At 53.1% G+C, this 14,740-nt stretch carries 15 protein-coding genes; all 15 read right to left on the bottom strand.

Going from position 1 to position 14,740, the window contains the following annotated elements; genetic code table 11:
* Positions 1-16 precede the first annotated feature (16 nt).
* Positions 17-880, bottom strand: coding sequence for a DUF5677 domain-containing protein (locus tag CA264_RS19685; RefSeq protein WP_025609113.1), 864 nt, complete (start codon positions 878-880; stop codon positions 17-19).
* A 39-nt stretch (positions 881-919) separates the two neighbouring features.
* The gene (locus tag CA264_RS19680) at positions 920-1,162 is read right to left on the bottom strand and encodes a hypothetical protein (RefSeq protein ID WP_025609112.1); all 243 of its coding nucleotides are present in this window, start codon (positions 1,160-1,162) and stop codon (positions 920-922) included.
* A gap of 133 nt (positions 1,163-1,295) precedes the next feature.
* The gene (locus tag CA264_RS19675) at positions 1,296-3,110 is read right to left on the bottom strand and encodes a MutS-related protein (protein ID WP_025609111.1); all 1,815 of its coding nucleotides are present in this window, start codon (positions 3,108-3,110) and stop codon (positions 1,296-1,298) included.
* Positions 3,111-3,129: 19 nt separating this feature from the next.
* A complete protein-coding gene (locus tag CA264_RS19670) occupies positions 3,130-3,558 on the bottom strand; it encodes a RidA family protein (RefSeq protein WP_025609110.1) in 429 nt (142 codons plus the stop codon).
* 112 nt (positions 3,559-3,670) lie between these two features.
* Complete coding sequence (locus CA264_RS19665) at positions 3,671-4,831, bottom strand: DUF4097 family beta strand repeat-containing protein (protein WP_025609109.1); 1,161 nt, start codon at positions 4,829-4,831, stop codon at positions 3,671-3,673.
* A complete protein-coding gene (locus CA264_RS19660) occupies positions 4,824-5,456 on the bottom strand; it encodes a hypothetical protein (RefSeq protein WP_025609108.1) in 633 nt (210 codons plus the stop codon). The genes CA264_RS19665 and CA264_RS19660 overlap by 8 nt, the downstream gene beginning before the upstream one ends.
* A gap of 36 nt (positions 5,457-5,492) precedes the next feature.
* Complete coding sequence (locus CA264_RS19655) at positions 5,493-6,050, bottom strand: RNA polymerase sigma factor (protein ID WP_025609107.1); 558 nt, start codon at positions 6,048-6,050, stop codon at positions 5,493-5,495.
* Between the two features lie 652 nt (positions 6,051-6,702).
* Positions 6,703-8,280 (bottom strand): L-piperidine-6-carboxylate dehydrogenase, encoded by a 1,578-nt coding sequence (gene amaB, locus CA264_RS19650; RefSeq protein WP_025609106.1) that lies wholly within the window; start codon positions 8,278-8,280, stop codon positions 6,703-6,705.
* A 109-nt stretch (positions 8,281-8,389) separates the two neighbouring features.
* Complete coding sequence (locus tag CA264_RS19645; RefSeq protein WP_025609105.1) at positions 8,390-9,880, bottom strand: Do family serine endopeptidase; 1,491 nt, start codon at positions 9,878-9,880, stop codon at positions 8,390-8,392.
* A 179-nt stretch (positions 9,881-10,059) separates the two neighbouring features.
* Complete coding sequence (locus CA264_RS19640) at positions 10,060-10,566, bottom strand: Hsp20/alpha crystallin family protein (RefSeq protein WP_025609104.1); 507 nt, start codon at positions 10,564-10,566, stop codon at positions 10,060-10,062.
* A 151-nt stretch (positions 10,567-10,717) separates the two neighbouring features.
* Complete coding sequence (locus tag CA264_RS19635; RefSeq protein ID WP_084196294.1) at positions 10,718-11,518, bottom strand: DUF2490 domain-containing protein; 801 nt, start codon at positions 11,516-11,518, stop codon at positions 10,718-10,720.
* A gap of 8 nt (positions 11,519-11,526) precedes the next feature.
* Positions 11,527-12,129 (bottom strand): hypothetical protein, encoded by a 603-nt coding sequence (locus CA264_RS19630; protein WP_025609102.1) that lies wholly within the window; start codon positions 12,127-12,129, stop codon positions 11,527-11,529.
* A gap of 12 nt (positions 12,130-12,141) precedes the next feature.
* Positions 12,142-13,332 carry a M20 metallopeptidase family protein gene (locus CA264_RS19625; RefSeq protein WP_025609101.1) on the bottom strand — a complete coding sequence of 397 codons (1,191 nt, stop codon included), beginning with the start codon at positions 13,330-13,332 and terminating at the stop codon, positions 12,142-12,144.
* Between the two features lie 203 nt (positions 13,333-13,535).
* On the bottom strand, positions 13,536-14,054 hold the full coding sequence (locus tag CA264_RS19620) for a hypothetical protein (protein WP_025609099.1): 519 nt from the start codon (positions 14,052-14,054) through the stop codon (positions 13,536-13,538).
* Positions 14,038-14,709: a deoxyribose-phosphate aldolase gene (gene deoC / locus CA264_RS19615; protein ID WP_025609098.1), complete on the bottom strand. Its 672-nt coding sequence runs from the start codon at positions 14,707-14,709 to the stop codon at positions 14,038-14,040. Before deoC ends, CA264_RS19620 begins: the two co-directional genes overlap by 17 nt.
* Between the last annotated feature and the right edge of the window lie 31 nt (positions 14,710-14,740).

The raw sequence follows: 14,740 nt of genomic DNA, 5'->3' as shown, positions 1-14,740 counted from the left end.
TGTGCTTTAGGTGTGGTTAGGCGTTGTGTTTTTTACCTTGTTTTAGAAAAAAATTAAGTAACTCTTTTTTTTCTTCTTCCAATTCATCAAATATTAACCTTGCAGCATCAAAATTATTTTTGAGATGGTCAATTGAAATTGAAGCTATCATTGCTGTTAATTCAGCCATTACAAAAGAGGAATTAACTAGTTCTTCAGGTCTTTTAACATAGGTCCTAATTTGAAGCACACTAATAAATTCAGAATGAGCATAGTTAGACTGAAGTTTCCAAATATTTTGATATAGTTCTGGATTCAAATCTATAAGCTCTAATAAAGTAGTTAAATTCTTTTCTGTCGCGCAGCCTTTTAAATACCTCTCTTGCTGCTTTATTTCTAAAAACTGAAAGTAACTATTGTTTTTAAGCTTATTTTTTAAGTTTAATAATTCTTTGTTTTCATTACTGAGTTGGTTAGACGACTCGTCATCAAAAGCAACCAAGTTTTTCTGTCTTCTGCTTAATCCATCAATCGCATAAATCAAAAATCTAAATTCTTTCCTAGATTCATCAACATTGTCAAAGTATAAATAATAAATCATCAGATAGTTTTCTATGATAGCTCTAGTTAAAATATTGATTGAACTTATATCTAAAATATCTAGACGATTATCATTGAAGGATACCGAAGTTTTGTTTAGTAGTTTTACTATACTTGAAATATGAAGGGAAAACTTAAAATATAGTGTTTCTATAGGATGCTGCCAGTACTCAATTTTAGTTTTATAAGTATGAAGATTATCAATTTGTCCTATGACAATCTGATTAAAGAGAACAAGTATGTTACTGATTTCTTTAATAGGATAATTATCTCGACTAAGTAAGTAATTAAGTAGTGTCATCTTATATTATGCCTAACTAGCTGCTAAAAGGAACTAGCTTCACCCATTCCTTCTGACCGTACTTACAAAGGCATCGCGCATGTCTACAAAGCGGTTTACAACGGCTTCAATGAATTCTTCATCTACGAGGGCTTTGGCCCCTTCATCTCCCATTATTTCCGTTTCCTCAATTTTATAGATCTGCTCCAGGTTGGCTTTCTCCAGCTTCAGGATATACTTGCCGTTGTAGGAGTGCAGCGTGATCTTCACGTGCGGGTTTGGTATGTCGGCTACTACTCTCATAGTTCTAATGTGATAACTGATTTATGTGATAATTTTGAATCTGCGTTTAGGAGAGCTCCCCTCTCCCCTGCCCCTCCGAAAGGAATCCGGAATGCAATTTTTATCCTTACTCTAAAATCCCTTTGTCAGGCAATCAAGCCTCTTCCTCAATCTCAATCCCCATCAGCTGCATGAGTTTGCTGGCGTTAAAGCTGCGGCAGAGGCCGGGCGTCAGCTTATAGTCAAAGTTGATCTCGTTGCCGATGATGTCGCTATTGAAGCTGAAGTTTTTCACGCTGCCGGGTAGCTCCTGTTCCATCGCGCCCAGCTCCAAATCGTGGGTGGAGATGAGGCCGGCGGCATTGCGCTTGTGCAGCTGCCGTATCAATGACATGGCCCCGAGGTGGCGGTCGCGGGAGTTGGTGCCTTTCAGTATCTCGTCGAGCAGGTAAAACACCGGCTGCCCCTGCTCTGTAAGCTCCAGCAGCACGCGCAGGCGCTTTAGCTCGGCGTAGAAAGAGGAAGTGTTTTCGGCCAAGTTATCGGCGGTGCGCATGGCTGTGTATACCTGTGCCGGGGCAACGGTTATACTTCGTGCACAGGCCGGAGCGCCCATCAGCGCCAGCACCATGTTGATACCCACGGTACGTAAAAAAGTCGTTTTGCCCGACATGTTAGAACCCGTGATAACAATGGTGTGCCCGGCTCCCTGCATCTCAAAATCATTGGAAACAGGCCGCACAGAGAAAATGAGCGGGTGCGCCAGCGCTGTTGCCTGGTAAAAGAACGGCACCTGGCTCAGTTGCGGCACGGCGTACTGCGGGTGCGCATGCTGAAAGGCGGCTATACTTGTTAAAGCTTCGAACTCAGACAACACGTCCAGGCTATGCTCCAGTTGCTGCAGGTGCTGCCCTTTCCAGCTCTCCAGCCGGTACATCCACACAAAGTCCCACATCAGCACCGTGTTCAGGAAGAAGGCCATTAAGGTACTCAGGCGCCAGGAGAAGAAATCGATGATGCTGGCCAGCTTGTTTATACTTACAGAGGCTTTGGTGCCGGAAGCGGAGAGCTGCTGTTGCAGAGCCTGTAGCTTGGGTGCCGTAAACGATTGCTTCTCTATGTGCTGGAGCTGCTTTGTGTAGCTGCGGATTGCTTCGTAAATGCCTATGCTATTCTCGTAGTACTCATCCCGCTCCACCCTGAACCGGTAAGCAAGCAGAAACTGCACGAGCAGAAATGCGACCGGAATCCAGCCGCTCATGCCGTAGAGCCAGGCAGCGATGGCCGCCAGGGTAAGCACGGGCAGGATCAGGATAAGCGGCCTTAGCCAAGCGTGCTGGCGGAAAAAAGCCTTGCCTGAAAACCAGTTGATAAACGTTGCCGCCGACGCCTCATCGTGCTTGTAATGCATCGGAAGCGCCAGCGCCTCCTGCAGCCAGTCCAGCCGGTCATCCGCAGACAGCTCTGCCGCCGCCTGTTGCCGTTGCAGCACCTCCTGTGGCGCTGCAGCCTGCCGTAGCCAGGAGGCTAGCTTCTCCTTCCCCACGCTGGTTACAGAGCGGTTAAGCAGCTGAAACAGCGAATTCTGCCCAAAAATATCAAGGTCCGAACTGTAGGGATGGTGGTCGTCTACGAACTCCTGCCCGCTATCGAACCGGCCCAGCTTGCCCTGTAGCCGCTCTACCTCCTGCTCATTCACCAGCCGCAGCAGGCGCAGTTGCTGGTAAGTAAAGTCCAAGCGGCTGTGCCAGCGCATGACAAGTATGAACACCAGGTAAAAGAACAGAATGGCGGCAGCTCCGGCGGTGTTGCTGTCGGTGCTGAAGAAGTAGTAGGCCAGGCCTGCTCCAGCAATAAACACGGCCACGCGCAGCCACGAAACGGCTCCTGACTTGGCGGCTGCTTTTTTCTCTTGTTCGGCAAAGCGGGAAGCCCTGCCCAGGTATAAATTCTCTCTGCTTTCGCTCACGGAATATGATGGCTATACTTTAATCGCCAATGGTGGCAATACATTTTAACTCGATGGCAATGGGTGTAGGCAAGCTGTTTACCTCTACAGTGGTGCGGCAGGGCTGGTTGTCTTTAAAATACTCCGCATAGATGCGGTTGTAGGTTGCGAAGTCGTCTTTCATGTTGGTCAGGAAAACAGTAACGTCGATCAGGTTCGCCCAACCGGAGCCGGCATCCTCCAGAATCGCCCGCACATTTCTGAAGACGGAGTGGCACTGTGCCTCGATATCGTAGCTCAGGATGTTGCCCTGCTCATCCAGTTCCACACCCGGTATCTTCTTCGTTCCCCGCTCCCGCGGCCCCACCCCCGACAGGAAGAGCAGGTGCCCTACCCGGCGCGCATGCGGGTACAGCCCCACCGGCTCCGGCGCCTTGTTTGAGTTGAGTAGTTCTTTTTCGTTTGCCATAGCCAAATATACTTTAAAATACACAGGGATGCTTTGTACGCACAAAAACAAAAAGAGCCGGCGGGCGCCGGCTCTTTTTCACCTTAAACAAACTATTCTTAATGCGTTCTTCCTATTTCGTAAACTTCACATCGCCGTACTTGGAGTTGATGCTTACCACGCCCTTCGGCGAAGCACCTCCGAACCTTCCTTTGTATTCCGCTGAGGTATAGCTCTTTTCAAGTGATGTTATAGTAACCAACGACTTATCTACATTAAAGTTTCCAAACCGCACATTTACATCAAAGTTGAAGGCGGCATTATCCGCGAAGTGCAGGTTAACGGGGGTAAACCCGGTGTCCAGGGAAATCCTGCGGATGTTCTTGCTGATGTTGTCTATTCTGAAGGAGCCGTACTTGATATCCATCTCCATTGTTTCCTCCAGGCTCCCAATCTTAAAGTCGCTGTACTTGGAGGAACCCTGCAGGCCTCCGGCCTCCCCAACTTTCATGTCGGCGTAGGCCACGCTGATGTTGCCCCCGTTAAAGTAGGTGCAGCTGCCGGAGCCGTAAGCTAGTTTAACCGAGTTTCCTGCGTTTGCCAGCCGGTCGCACTTCAGGGCCCCGTAGCGCAGGTCAATGTCGGCTTTGCCTTTTAAAGAAGCCAGGTAGATATCGCCGAAGCTGTTTTTCACCACAACGGCGTTGTTCTCGGGCATGTACACCGTGTAGTTTATCTCCAGCCCTTTGCTGTTGTTACGCCCGTTAATGTGCATGGGGGCCAGCTTTGTGCGGAAAGCATAGGTGCTTCCCTGGCGGCTTTCCATTACACTCACGTTGTTTAGCATCTCCTGGGCTATGGCCTCGGAACTGGCACGGGCGATGATATCCACTTTCACCCGGATTTCGTTTCTGTCCCAGGTGTTCACATGCACTTTGCCCCACTCGTTCTCAATGCCCAGCACATCGCTGCCGTTCACTTTAAAGGTCTTCTCTATGGTTCTGCGCTTCTCCGCGTCAAAGGCCGCTTCGGCTCCGGCATTGCCGGTTTGCACCGCTATGTTCAGCTTTGCCAGCTCCTTTAGCTCTGGCATAGCCAACGGAACTTCCAGCAGCGCCAGCTGCTTTAGCTCGTTCAGGTCCTCCAGGTTTGCCATCACCTCCGACTGCAGGCTGGAGAGGTCCAGGTTTAGCGACAGGGTGGTGGCAGGGCAGGTGTCCTGGTCTTTGTCTTGTGCCAGCGCCATAGCAGGCAGCAGGGCCAGCACCAGCGTATAGCGTAGAGTTTTAAGCATTCGTCGTATCATCGTTCTTAGGTTCTGTAGTAGGCTCTTCGTTTATTTTCTCCAGGCTCTGGAGCACTTCCAACTGCCGGTTCAGCACCTTAATCCGTATCTGCAGGTTCTGGATCAGGGCTCCAACAATCTCATCGGTATTCGGGGTGGTGTAAAGCTGCTTCTTCAGTTGCACATAGCTGCTGTCGAGGCGGGCAAGTTCTTTGTCTATCACCTGCTGCTCATCCAGGCCCAGCACTTTCAGGTCGTACGCACTTAACTGCGACCTCTTCTCTTCGATCTGGCTCACATAGTAGGCCTCTACCTCGGGCAGCTCCGGAGCAATCGCATTTATACTTTGGGTGGCGGCAAGGGTGTTGGCGGTGTCAGGTGCTTGCTGCTTCATCAAAAACAGCGTAAGGCCGCAGCCGAGCAGCAGGACCACAGCCGCCGCCACCCGCATAAAGAAGTAGTCGGCGCTAAAGTTGGCTCGCTCACCAAACCTGATGCTGATTACCTTCGCCTCCTGCTTTGCGGGCATATCGGGTAAGTCCTGGCAGATCTGCTGCCAGAGCTCTGGCCGGGGCTCAAAGACGTCGAACTCCTCCCGGTTGTCCTGCACAAACTTCTCAAATTTATCTTCCATGGTAGTAGTACCTCATGTATTCCTTATTTTAATCCCTCAGCCCGCAAACTGCGGCTCTTTCATGATCTCAAGCAGCTTTTTCCGGGCCCTGCTGTACTGCGACTTTGACGTTGACTCCGAAATGCCCAGTATCTCGCCAATCTCGGCATGGTCGTAGCCTTCCAGCAAGTACAAGCTCAGCACGAGCCGGTAACCGTCCGGCAGTTTCTGTATGGCCCGCCGCACCTGCTCTATTTGCCATTCGGGCTCATCGTCGCTTTTCTCATCCGGCACCCCGGCTACCAACCGCTCGTCCATCGGCACCAACTCTGCGCGGCGCTTGCGGATGGCGTTGATAGCCGCGTTCACCACTATCTTCTTCAGCCAGCTGCCGAAGGATGCCTCTGCCTTGTAGCTGTGCAGGTTCTTGAAGGCACTCACAAAAGCCTCCTGCAGCACGTCCTCCGCCTCGGCATAGTCGTTGGTGATGCGCATGCTCACGTTGAACATAGCCTTGGCATACAGCTTGTACAGCTCGTACTGCGCCCTGTGCTCGCCGCTTTTACAGCGCTCGATCACAAGGTGGTTTACATCCTGATAGCCGCGTTTCTCCAAAGTCCTATGCTTAATCGGTTAAGCAAGCGCTGCCTGCCTTTACATCTTGTTCATATCGCCTCTCCCATTCTCTGCCCTAAAGACAGCCACAGAAATGCGAGGTTGCATTAAGTTGCAAAATTTTTCCGGAAGTTTTTCGTTCAGCCACTTTTCCACATTATCCACATCCTGTTGTTAATAACGCAGAAGCGATGCATCTTATTCAGTATCTTTCTGTTAGGGTAAAAAGTTAGGATAACACAAGAGGCAAAAGCGCGTTGACAGCGTTTCGCAGCAGCGCTACCAGAGGCTCCCTTCCTAGTTTTCCACATATCCACATGCAGTTTATACACAATTGTGGATAACTGTGCCATACCCTGTGGATGAAACTGTTTTTCGGGGGAGGATGCCTGGCCTCAGCGCTGTGTAAGAAGGGGCAGAAAGCAACAGCACGACACATCATTGTAGAACAAACGGCTACTAACTGGCTACAACAAGCAAACATTACACACTAAACGTGTAAACATGCCCTTGCCTGACACAGCCACACGTTATGCACAAACCTATGGCGTTATCTTCCTTAACAAGAAAAGCCAGCCCCTCATCGGGGCTGGCTTTCGTTAAATGTATGTGTAGCTCTCAGAACCAGGCAGGTTGCCCGGGCCCGAAGTTACTAGTCCATAATGTCAAACTTGATGCCTTGGGCAAGTGGCAACTCGCGGCTGTAGTTGATGGTGTTGGTCTGGCGGCGCATGTACACCCTCCAGGCATCGGAGCCGGACTCGCGGCCACCGCCTGTTTCCTTCTCACCACCGAAGGCGCCACCTATCTCGGCACCGGATGTCCCGATGTTCACGTTAGCGATTCCGCAGTCGGAGCCCCAGTGGCTCAGGAAGGCCTCCGTCTCGAGCAGGTTAGTCGAGAAAATTGCAGAAGACAAGCCCTGGCGCACGCCGTTCTGTAGCTCCAGTGCGTTTTCTACGTCGCCGCTGTACTTAATCAGGTACAGAATCGGGGCAAACGTTTCCTCCTGCACCATTTCGTAGTGGTTCTCCGCCTCCACAATGGCAGGCTTCACATACGTGCCGGTTTCGTAGCCTTCGCCACGCAGCACCTCGCCGCCAGTCAGCAGAGTGCCTCCCTCCTGCTGTACCTTCTCCAGGGCGCTTGTAAAGGCACTCACCGCGTCTTTATCGATCAGCGGGCCTACCAGCGTAGTGCTATCCAGCGGATGGCCGATTGGCAGGTTCGGGTATACTTTCAGCAGGCGCTCCTTTACCTGCTCGTAAACGTTCTCGTGGATGATCAGGCGGCGGGTGGATGTGCAGCGCTGGCCGCAGGTACCCACGGCGCCAAATACAATCGCGCGCAGAGCCATTTCCATATCGGCACTCTCGGTAAGTATGATGGCGTTATTGCCTCCCAGCTCGAGCAGCGATTTGCCCAGGCGTGCGCCAACGGCCTCTCCTACCTTTTTACCCATTCTGGTGGAGCCTGTGGCTGACACCAGCGGTATGCGCTTGTCGTGGCTCATCAGGCTGCCGATCTCCGCATCCCCGATAATCAGGTTAAAGATGCCCTCCGGCAGCTCGTTCTCGGCCAGTACCTCCCGGATGATGTGCTGGCAGGCCACACCGGTCAGCGGGGTCTTCTCAGACGGCTTCCAGATCATCACGTCGCCGCACACGGCCGCCAGCATGGCGTTCCAGCTCCAAACAGCCACCGGAAAGTTGAAGGCAGAGATAATGCCCACAATGCCCAGCGGGTGGTACTGCTCGTACATGCGGTGCTGCGGGCGCTCCGAGTGCATGGTGTAGCCGTGCAGCTGGCGCGACAGGCCAACAGCAAAGTCACAGATGTCGATCATCTCCTGCACCTCACCCAGGCCCTCCTGATAGATCTTGCCCATTTCGTAGCTTACCAGCTTGCCCAGCGCCTCCTTGTGCTCACGCAGCTTCTCGCCGATCTGGCGCACGATCTCGCCACGCTTCGGGGCTGTTACCTTGCGCCACACCTTAAAGGCCTCCTGGGCCTGCTGCACTACCTGTTCGTAGTCCTCGGCGGTGGCCATGTTCACGGTAGCGATCGGGCTGCCGTCTGCCGGCGAGGTAATGGTACGGGTACTGCGGTTCTCCTGGCCGCCCCAGCTAAGGCCGGTGCTGTAGGCAGGGTTTACTTCTTTGATGCCCAGTTGCTGCAGCACATCCGCCAGTTCTTTCGCCAGTGGCAAAGCATCTATCGTCTGTTTCATGGTTTTATATCTTTCGTTTAGGTTGATAAAAGGGTCTTATACAAAGCTAAAAAATAAAAAAGCTTCTGCAAGGCTGCAGAAGCTTTCTGTGTTGATACGGTATTGTTTCTTAACCTTTTCCGATCGGGTAATAAGCCTTCAGGCCGTCTGGGTAAACACCCTCGATATAGACTACGCCGCTTTCCAGGCTCTTCAGGTACTTCTCCACATCGGCTGGCTCATTCACCTCATACTTATCGATTCTGGTGATGATAAACCCGTCTTTCATACCTGTATCGCGGAACTTGCTGCTGCGCACACCGGTGATCTGAGCGCCGCCATCGATGCCCAGCTTTCTCATTTCCTGCTTGCTTACCGGCTCAAAAGTGGCACCGTCGAAAGTAACAGCCTTGGCTTCGCTGCGTTTTACCAGCTCTGTGCTGTTCTGGCGGTTTTTCAAGGTTACTTTCGCTGATCTTTCCTTGCCATCCCGCAGGTAAGACACAGTCACCTTATCGCCGGGGCGATAACGGGCCACCTGCTCCAGCAGCTGCGACGACTTGGCTACCGGCACGCTGTTAATGGCCGTAATCACGTCGCCAGACTTCAGGCCGGCTTCCTCTGCACCGCTCTTTTCAGCCACCTGGGCAATGTACACGCCGTTCAGTGTCTTCAGGCCTTTCTCCTTGGCAAAGGCGGCGTCAATCTCCTGGATAGAGGCACCCAGCAAGGCGCGCTGCACCTCTCCGTACTTCAGCAGGTCATCCACCACCTTACTCACGATGGACGAAGGCACGGCAAAAGAGTAACCGGCAAACTGTCCCGTCTGCGAGGCAATGGCCGTGTTGATACCCACCAAGTCACCGTTCAGGTTTACCAGGGCTCCACCGGAGTTACCGGGGTTCACGGCGGCATCCGTCTGGATGAACGACTCGATGCTCAGGTCCTGATTCTGGCTGGTGCGCAGGATATTGATGTTACGGCCTTTGGCACTCACGATACCAGCCGTTACCGTAGAGGTCAGGTTCATTGGGTTGCCCACGGCCAATACCCACTCGCCCACCTGCAGGTCATCGGAGTTTCCGTAGCGTATGGTAGGCAGGTTCTCTGTCTCTACCTTCAGCAGGGCAACGTCGGTCGTAGGGTCGGTGCCTACCAGCCGGGCTTCAAACTTACGCTTGTCGTCCAGCACCACCTCTATTTTATCTGCCTTATCAATTACGTGGTTGTTAGTAACGATGTAGCCGTTAGAGGCGATGATCACCCCTGAGCCAGAGCCCATCTGCGGGCCCCGCGGCACGCGCTGGCCAAAGCCATCGCCGAAAAACTCACGCAGGAAAGGGTCCATCTGGCTGCTGTAGCTGTCAGAGCTGCGCACACTGTACTCGGTCATCACGTGCACCACGGCCGGCGTAGACACAGATGCGGCCTTCACAAAGTTCAGGCCCTCCGGCACAACGGCACTGCTGCTGCGCATAGCACTGGTATAGCGTACATTGGGGTACTGCTGCTCTGTTTGTACAACCTGCTCTTCTTCCAACATCTTGTAGCTACCCACAGCCACACCACCACCTACAACGGCCGAAAGCGCGACGCCAAGTATAAACTGTTTCGTCTTCATGTAGTTAGTTTTAGTCTTTACTTTATAATCTATATATTAAGTCTTCTCTATATTACTCTTAAGTAACGCTACAACAGTATACGGTAGTATACACTTTGTTGATAGTTGCATCACTTACATCTCTTTATAAACAAAAAAGAGGCCAAACATGCTGGCCTCTTTTGCGCGGTTTTGTTTCGTTAAGCTTTTTTTGCCTCTTTGTTCTCTGCAGCTGATTTCTCCTTCTGCTTGTCGCCCTTTGCTTCCTTATCTGAGGAGGAAATGCTGATCTGGCGCTTCATGGTCTTCTGCTCGTCCTTTGGTATGCTCACCAGCAGAATGCCATCGTTGAACTCGGCTGTAATTCTGTCCGGGTTCACGTTGTCCGGGATGTAGAAGGTTCTGCTAAACGAGCCGTACTGCGTTTCCAGCATGTGGTAGCGGCGGCCGTCTTCCCGGTTTTCCAGCTTGCGCTCACCGGTAATGGTCAGCTTTCCTTCCTGGAAATCGATGTTGATGTCCTCTTTCTTCACCCCAGGCAATGCCGCCTCAATCTCGAAGCCACGTTCTGTTTCGCAGGCATCCACGTGTGGTGTAAAGCCTGAGAAGTTCCTGGAGTTAACAGACTCGTTAAAGAACCTGTCTAACATAGAGCTGAAGGTGTTTGGCATGGTCTCCTGCATGCCATTGTATCTTGTAAGTGCCATAGCTGTATATCTTTTTAGTTGTTACTTGATTTTCAACTACAGCACTGTAAAAACTATACCAACCGAATTATCCTGCTAATTCATGAAATATTGTCATAAAACACCGCGCAATACGACTTAAAGCACTGACTAATTTACAGTTACAGCCGCTTTAGTAGGTAATACTGGCAGTGTTCGGGTTACCGGTGATGCTGTACTTTAGCTCAAGGCCCACCACAGGCGTGATGCGGTTGCGCTTGGTGGTGTAACCGTCCTCCTGCAGCTGCCCCTGGTCGTTATAAACCGGCGGGACGAGGACGTAGTAGTAGGCCGTCTGCCGCATAAAGTACGGCGCAACGCGAAGCTTCTCCGTCACCTCAAAGTTCAGGTTCAGGCGCAGGCGGGTGCGGTCTACGGTGCGTGTCTCCTGGTTGCTGTCTTCTTCCTGGCCAAAGTCGGAGAGCAGCATGGCCTCGTAGCTGATGCTCGGGGTGATGAACCTGCTCCCGAGCGGCAGGCGCTTGCCCAGTTCCGCCATCAGCCGGAAGCGCCCCGCAGCGTCCTGCTCCTCCTGGTCTACGTACTCGAATAAGAGCTGCTTGTTAAAGTACAGGCTCTTAAGATTACCGTTATGGCGCAGAAAAAGGGAGTAAAACACCGTTTTGGGGAAGTCCTCGGCGGCGTAGCGAAGTATAGCCCCGCCACGCCAGTGTTCCGAAAGGGTGTGCTCGTAGCCCAGGCTCAGCTCCACCCGCTCAAAGGCGCTCAGCACACCGGAGTCCTTCAGGTCGTTGTAGTCGCTGTCGGTGTTGATGCGGTAGCCGTTGCGCAGAAACAGCAGGCCTTCCTCGCCCACGCCCAGGCTTGCCTGCAGCTCCGGCCACAGGGAGGTGGAGGCGGTGATTTTGCTCTGTGCCTGGCCCAACAGCGGCAGCAAGAGCAGTAGCAAGGCAATGTATAGTTTTCTCATCATGATAAAATTTAGCTGTACTGCTGCTGCAGGGCCTCCAGCATCTCCAGCAGTAGCTCGCTTTCCCACTCGTCTATCTCTATTCGTTTGTTGATCTCCGGGTTGCGCTGGTTGTATACCGCAAAGTACGTTTCATACTCCTTCACCGCCACATCAGGCCATGCCACCAGCTCCTCCCTTTCGGGCAGGTACACGCCTTTCTCCGTTAGCCGCAGCCCTCCCACCTCCATATCGGGTACAGCAGCGAAGCGCTGCAGGCGTTCGGCTACGATGTCATTCAGGTAGTAGTCCCAGATCAGGTCCATGATATCATCGTACATATCCTGGTAGGCGCCTTTTTTCGCAAAGTAGGCGGCAAACCTGATCCTCACCAGGTTACCGTCCTTTGTCTTTACCTCAATTTTAAAGGTGCAGCCCACATAAAACCTGTACCAGATAACCCAGCTCATGCTGTGCCTTATGTCGGCGATGTCCTCTTTCCTGACTCTGGCGTACAGGCCGGCCTCTGGCCCCTCCTGGCCGTACTCTAAGAAGGCAGGGTTAATCCGCAGCACCCGTTTGCCGCCAAACATTCCTGCCGACAAGCGATACTCCTGGGTTTTGGCTGCCTCCATCTGTCTTCCGTTTTAGGCCTGGAGTTCCTGCAACGCCACCCACGCCATCAGGCCCATGCCTGTCTCCAGCGCGTCCTCATCAACATCAAAGGTTGGCGTGTGCACGCCCGAGGTAATGCCGCGCTCCTCGTTACGGGTGCCGAGGCGGTAGAAGCAGGCGGGGATCTGCTGCGTGTAATAGGCAAAGTCCTCTGCGCCCATCCACAGGTCCAGGTCCACCACGTTCTCCTCGCCTAAGTACGCCTCTGCGGCGGCACGGGCCACGGCAGTTACGCCAGGGTCATTCTGCAGGAAAGGGTAGCCGTTCTTGATGTCGATGTCGCAGGAGCCACCCATACTCTCGCAAAGCCCCTCGGCCAGTTTCTTTATCTTCTGGTGCGCTTCCTTGCGCCATACCTCATGCATGGTGCGGAAGGTGCCTTCCAGCTTCACCTCGTTTGGGATAACGTTTGTGGCACCTTTGGCCTCCACCTTGCCAAAGGACAGCACACTGGGCACCTTAGGGCTGGCGTGGCGGCTCACGATCTGCTGCAGCGCCACAATCAGGTGCGATGCGATCAGCACCGGGTCTATGTTCATCTCCGGCATGGCCGCGTGCCCGCCCTTGCCCTTCACCGTGATGTAGATCTCATCGGCAGAGGCCATGTACATACCTGAGCGGAAACCGACCTTGCCGGCGGGCAACAGCGGGAACACGTGCTGCCCCACGATGCTTTCCGGCGCCGGGTTCTGCAGCACGCCTTCTTTTATCATGATGGAGGCGCCGCCCGGAAACTTCTCCTCTCCCGGCTGAAAAATCAGTTTTACCGTTCCCTCAAACTCCTCGCGCAGCTCCTGCAGAATACGGGCGGTGCCGAGCACAGAGGCGGTGTGCACATCGTGCCCACAGGCGTGCATCACGCCCTCGTTCTTTGACTTATACGCCACCTCGTTTGCCTCCACAATCGGCAGGGCATCCATATCGGCACGGAGGGCGACGGTTCTCTTTTCCGGGTTTCTCCCTTTTACCAGCGCCACCAGGCCGGTTGTGGCGATGCGCTCCACCTGCAGCCCGTAGCTTTCCAGCACCTGCTTTACATAAGCGGCGGTATGGTGCTCCTCAAACGACAGCTCCGGGTTAGCATGAATGTGGCGGCGCACCTGCACCGTGTCGGGGGCGTAGGCCCGGGCGAGTTCTTTGATCTTGTTTATTGTTTGCGACATGATTACTAGCTTACTCTACGGCACAAGCGAATGCTTGCGCCTCCACTCTATGATAAAACACAAGCACCTGCTTGCGCCAGCACACAATCTATACCTGCGGCAGGCGTAGAACAATGTAACAATTTAACAGTACGGTATCAAACAAAAAGAGCGCTGCGACCTCTACGGCTGCAGCGCTCCTAAAGTCTCTTGCACGTACTGCTCTAGTAGTTTTTGTTGATGTTGATCTTGTCCTGCACGATTTGGGCGTTCGGGATCAGGTCGGCCAGCTGGTTTAGCACCTGCTGGGCCTCCACACGGTTGAAGAAGTCGCCCACCATTAGCCGGAAATTCGGCTGCTGGTACGTCAGGTAGTCCTTCTCGTCCGGCACGCGGGAGATAATGGCCTTGCGCAGGTCCATCACCGTCTGGCGCTGAGAACCGTTGTAAGCCAGGATGCGGTAGCCTTGGGCATACTTGATGTTCTTGTTGACGCTGGCCACCGTGTCCATCAGCACGGCTACTTTGGCGTTCACATGCTGCGTGGGCTCTACCCGTGCCACAGGGCCCGCCTCCGGCACCTCATACCTGGGGCGGTACTGGCTCAGGTCTTCGGTCACCTTATCGGCTTTTCCGCTTCCGATTCTGGCCTCGCTGCCGACCCTGCCACTGCCTTTGGAAGACGCGCAGGAGGTGCTCCCGATCAGGAGCAGCACCAGGAAAACATTAAGAATTCTGTTCATGGGTAACTATTTGTATACTGGCCGAGCAACCTAACCTGTCGGCGCCGGCCTTTATTAACGCTTCTGCATCAGCGGCCGTTTTAATGCCGCCCGCCGCTTTTATTTTCATGGTACTGGGCAGCACGCGGCGCATGAGCAGCACATGCTCTACGGTAGCCCCTTTCGCGGCAAAACCTGTAGATGTCTTCACGTAGTCTACCTCGGCATTGGCGCAAAGCTCGCATGCCTTTTTAATCTCCTCCTCTGTCAGCAGGGCGGTTTCGATAATCACTTTCAGCTCCGCCTCTTTCAGGTGGCAGAACTTGGCCAGGTCGCCCAGCTCATTCTCTACCTCCTCGTACTTCCCAGACTTGAAGGCGGCAATGTTCATCACCACGTCTATCTCCGCCGCACCGTCCTCAATCGCCTGGTGTGTCTCCAGGAACTTGACCTTCGGGTGCTGATAGCCCAGCGGGAACCCTACTACCGTGGCCACCTTTACCTGAGCCCCCACCCCGAGCCGGTCTTTGGCCAGGGCAACATAATACGGCGGCACGCACACAGCGGCAAAGCCGTAGTTACGCGCTTCGTCGCAAAGCTGCAACACCTGCTCCCGGGTTGCCTCCGGGCGCAGCAGCGTGTGGTCTATATACGATGCTAATTCTTCTCCTGCCATATGTATAAAAAGAGAGATGCCAGACAATTAC

The sequence above is a fragment of the Pontibacter actiniarum genome, assembly GCF_003585765.1.
In the GTDB taxonomy this organism is placed as follows: domain Bacteria; phylum Bacteroidota; class Bacteroidia; order Cytophagales; family Hymenobacteraceae; genus Pontibacter; species Pontibacter actiniarum.
The sequence above is the reverse complement of the archived record's forward strand: the minus strand, read 5'-3'. Positions and strand labels throughout refer to the sequence as shown.

Coding starts and splice junctions, on each gene's coding strand:
- CA264_RS19685 (WP_025609113.1), bottom strand. CDS start 880: ATGACACTACTTAATTACTTACTTAGTCGAGATAATTATCCTATTAAA.
- CA264_RS19680 (WP_025609112.1), bottom strand. CDS start 1,162: ATGAGAGTAGTAGCCGACATACCAAACCCGCACGTGAAGATCACGCTG.
- CA264_RS19670 (WP_025609110.1), bottom strand. CDS start 3,558: ATGGCAAACGAAAAAGAACTACTCAACTCAAACAAGGCGCCGGAGCCG.
- CA264_RS19665 (WP_025609109.1), bottom strand. CDS start 4,831: ATGCTTAAAACTCTACGCTATACGCTGGTGCTGGCCCTGCTGCCTGCT.
- CA264_RS19660 (WP_025609108.1), bottom strand. CDS start 5,456: ATGGAAGATAAATTTGAGAAGTTTGTGCAGGACAACCGGGAGGAGTTC.
- amaB (WP_025609106.1), bottom strand. CDS start 8,280: ATGAAACAGACGATAGATGCTTTGCCACTGGCGAAAGAACTGGCGGAT.
- CA264_RS19645 (WP_025609105.1), bottom strand. CDS start 9,880: ATGAAGACGAAACAGTTTATACTTGGCGTCGCGCTTTCGGCCGTTGTA.
- CA264_RS19640 (WP_025609104.1), bottom strand. CDS start 10,566: ATGGCACTTACAAGATACAATGGCATGCAGGAGACCATGCCAAACACC.
- CA264_RS19635 (WP_084196294.1), bottom strand. CDS start 11,518: ATGATGAGAAAACTATACATTGCCTTGCTACTGCTCTTGCTGCCGCTG.
- CA264_RS19630 (WP_025609102.1), bottom strand. CDS start 12,129: ATGGAGGCAGCCAAAACCCAGGAGTATCGCTTGTCGGCAGGAATGTTT.
- CA264_RS19625 (WP_025609101.1), bottom strand. CDS start 13,332: ATGTCGCAAACAATAAACAAGATCAAAGAACTCGCCCGGGCCTACGCC.
- CA264_RS19620 (WP_025609099.1), bottom strand. CDS start 14,054: ATGAACAGAATTCTTAATGTTTTCCTGGTGCTGCTCCTGATCGGGAGC.
- deoC (WP_025609098.1), bottom strand. CDS start 14,709: ATGGCAGGAGAAGAATTAGCATCGTATATAGACCACACGCTGCTGCGC.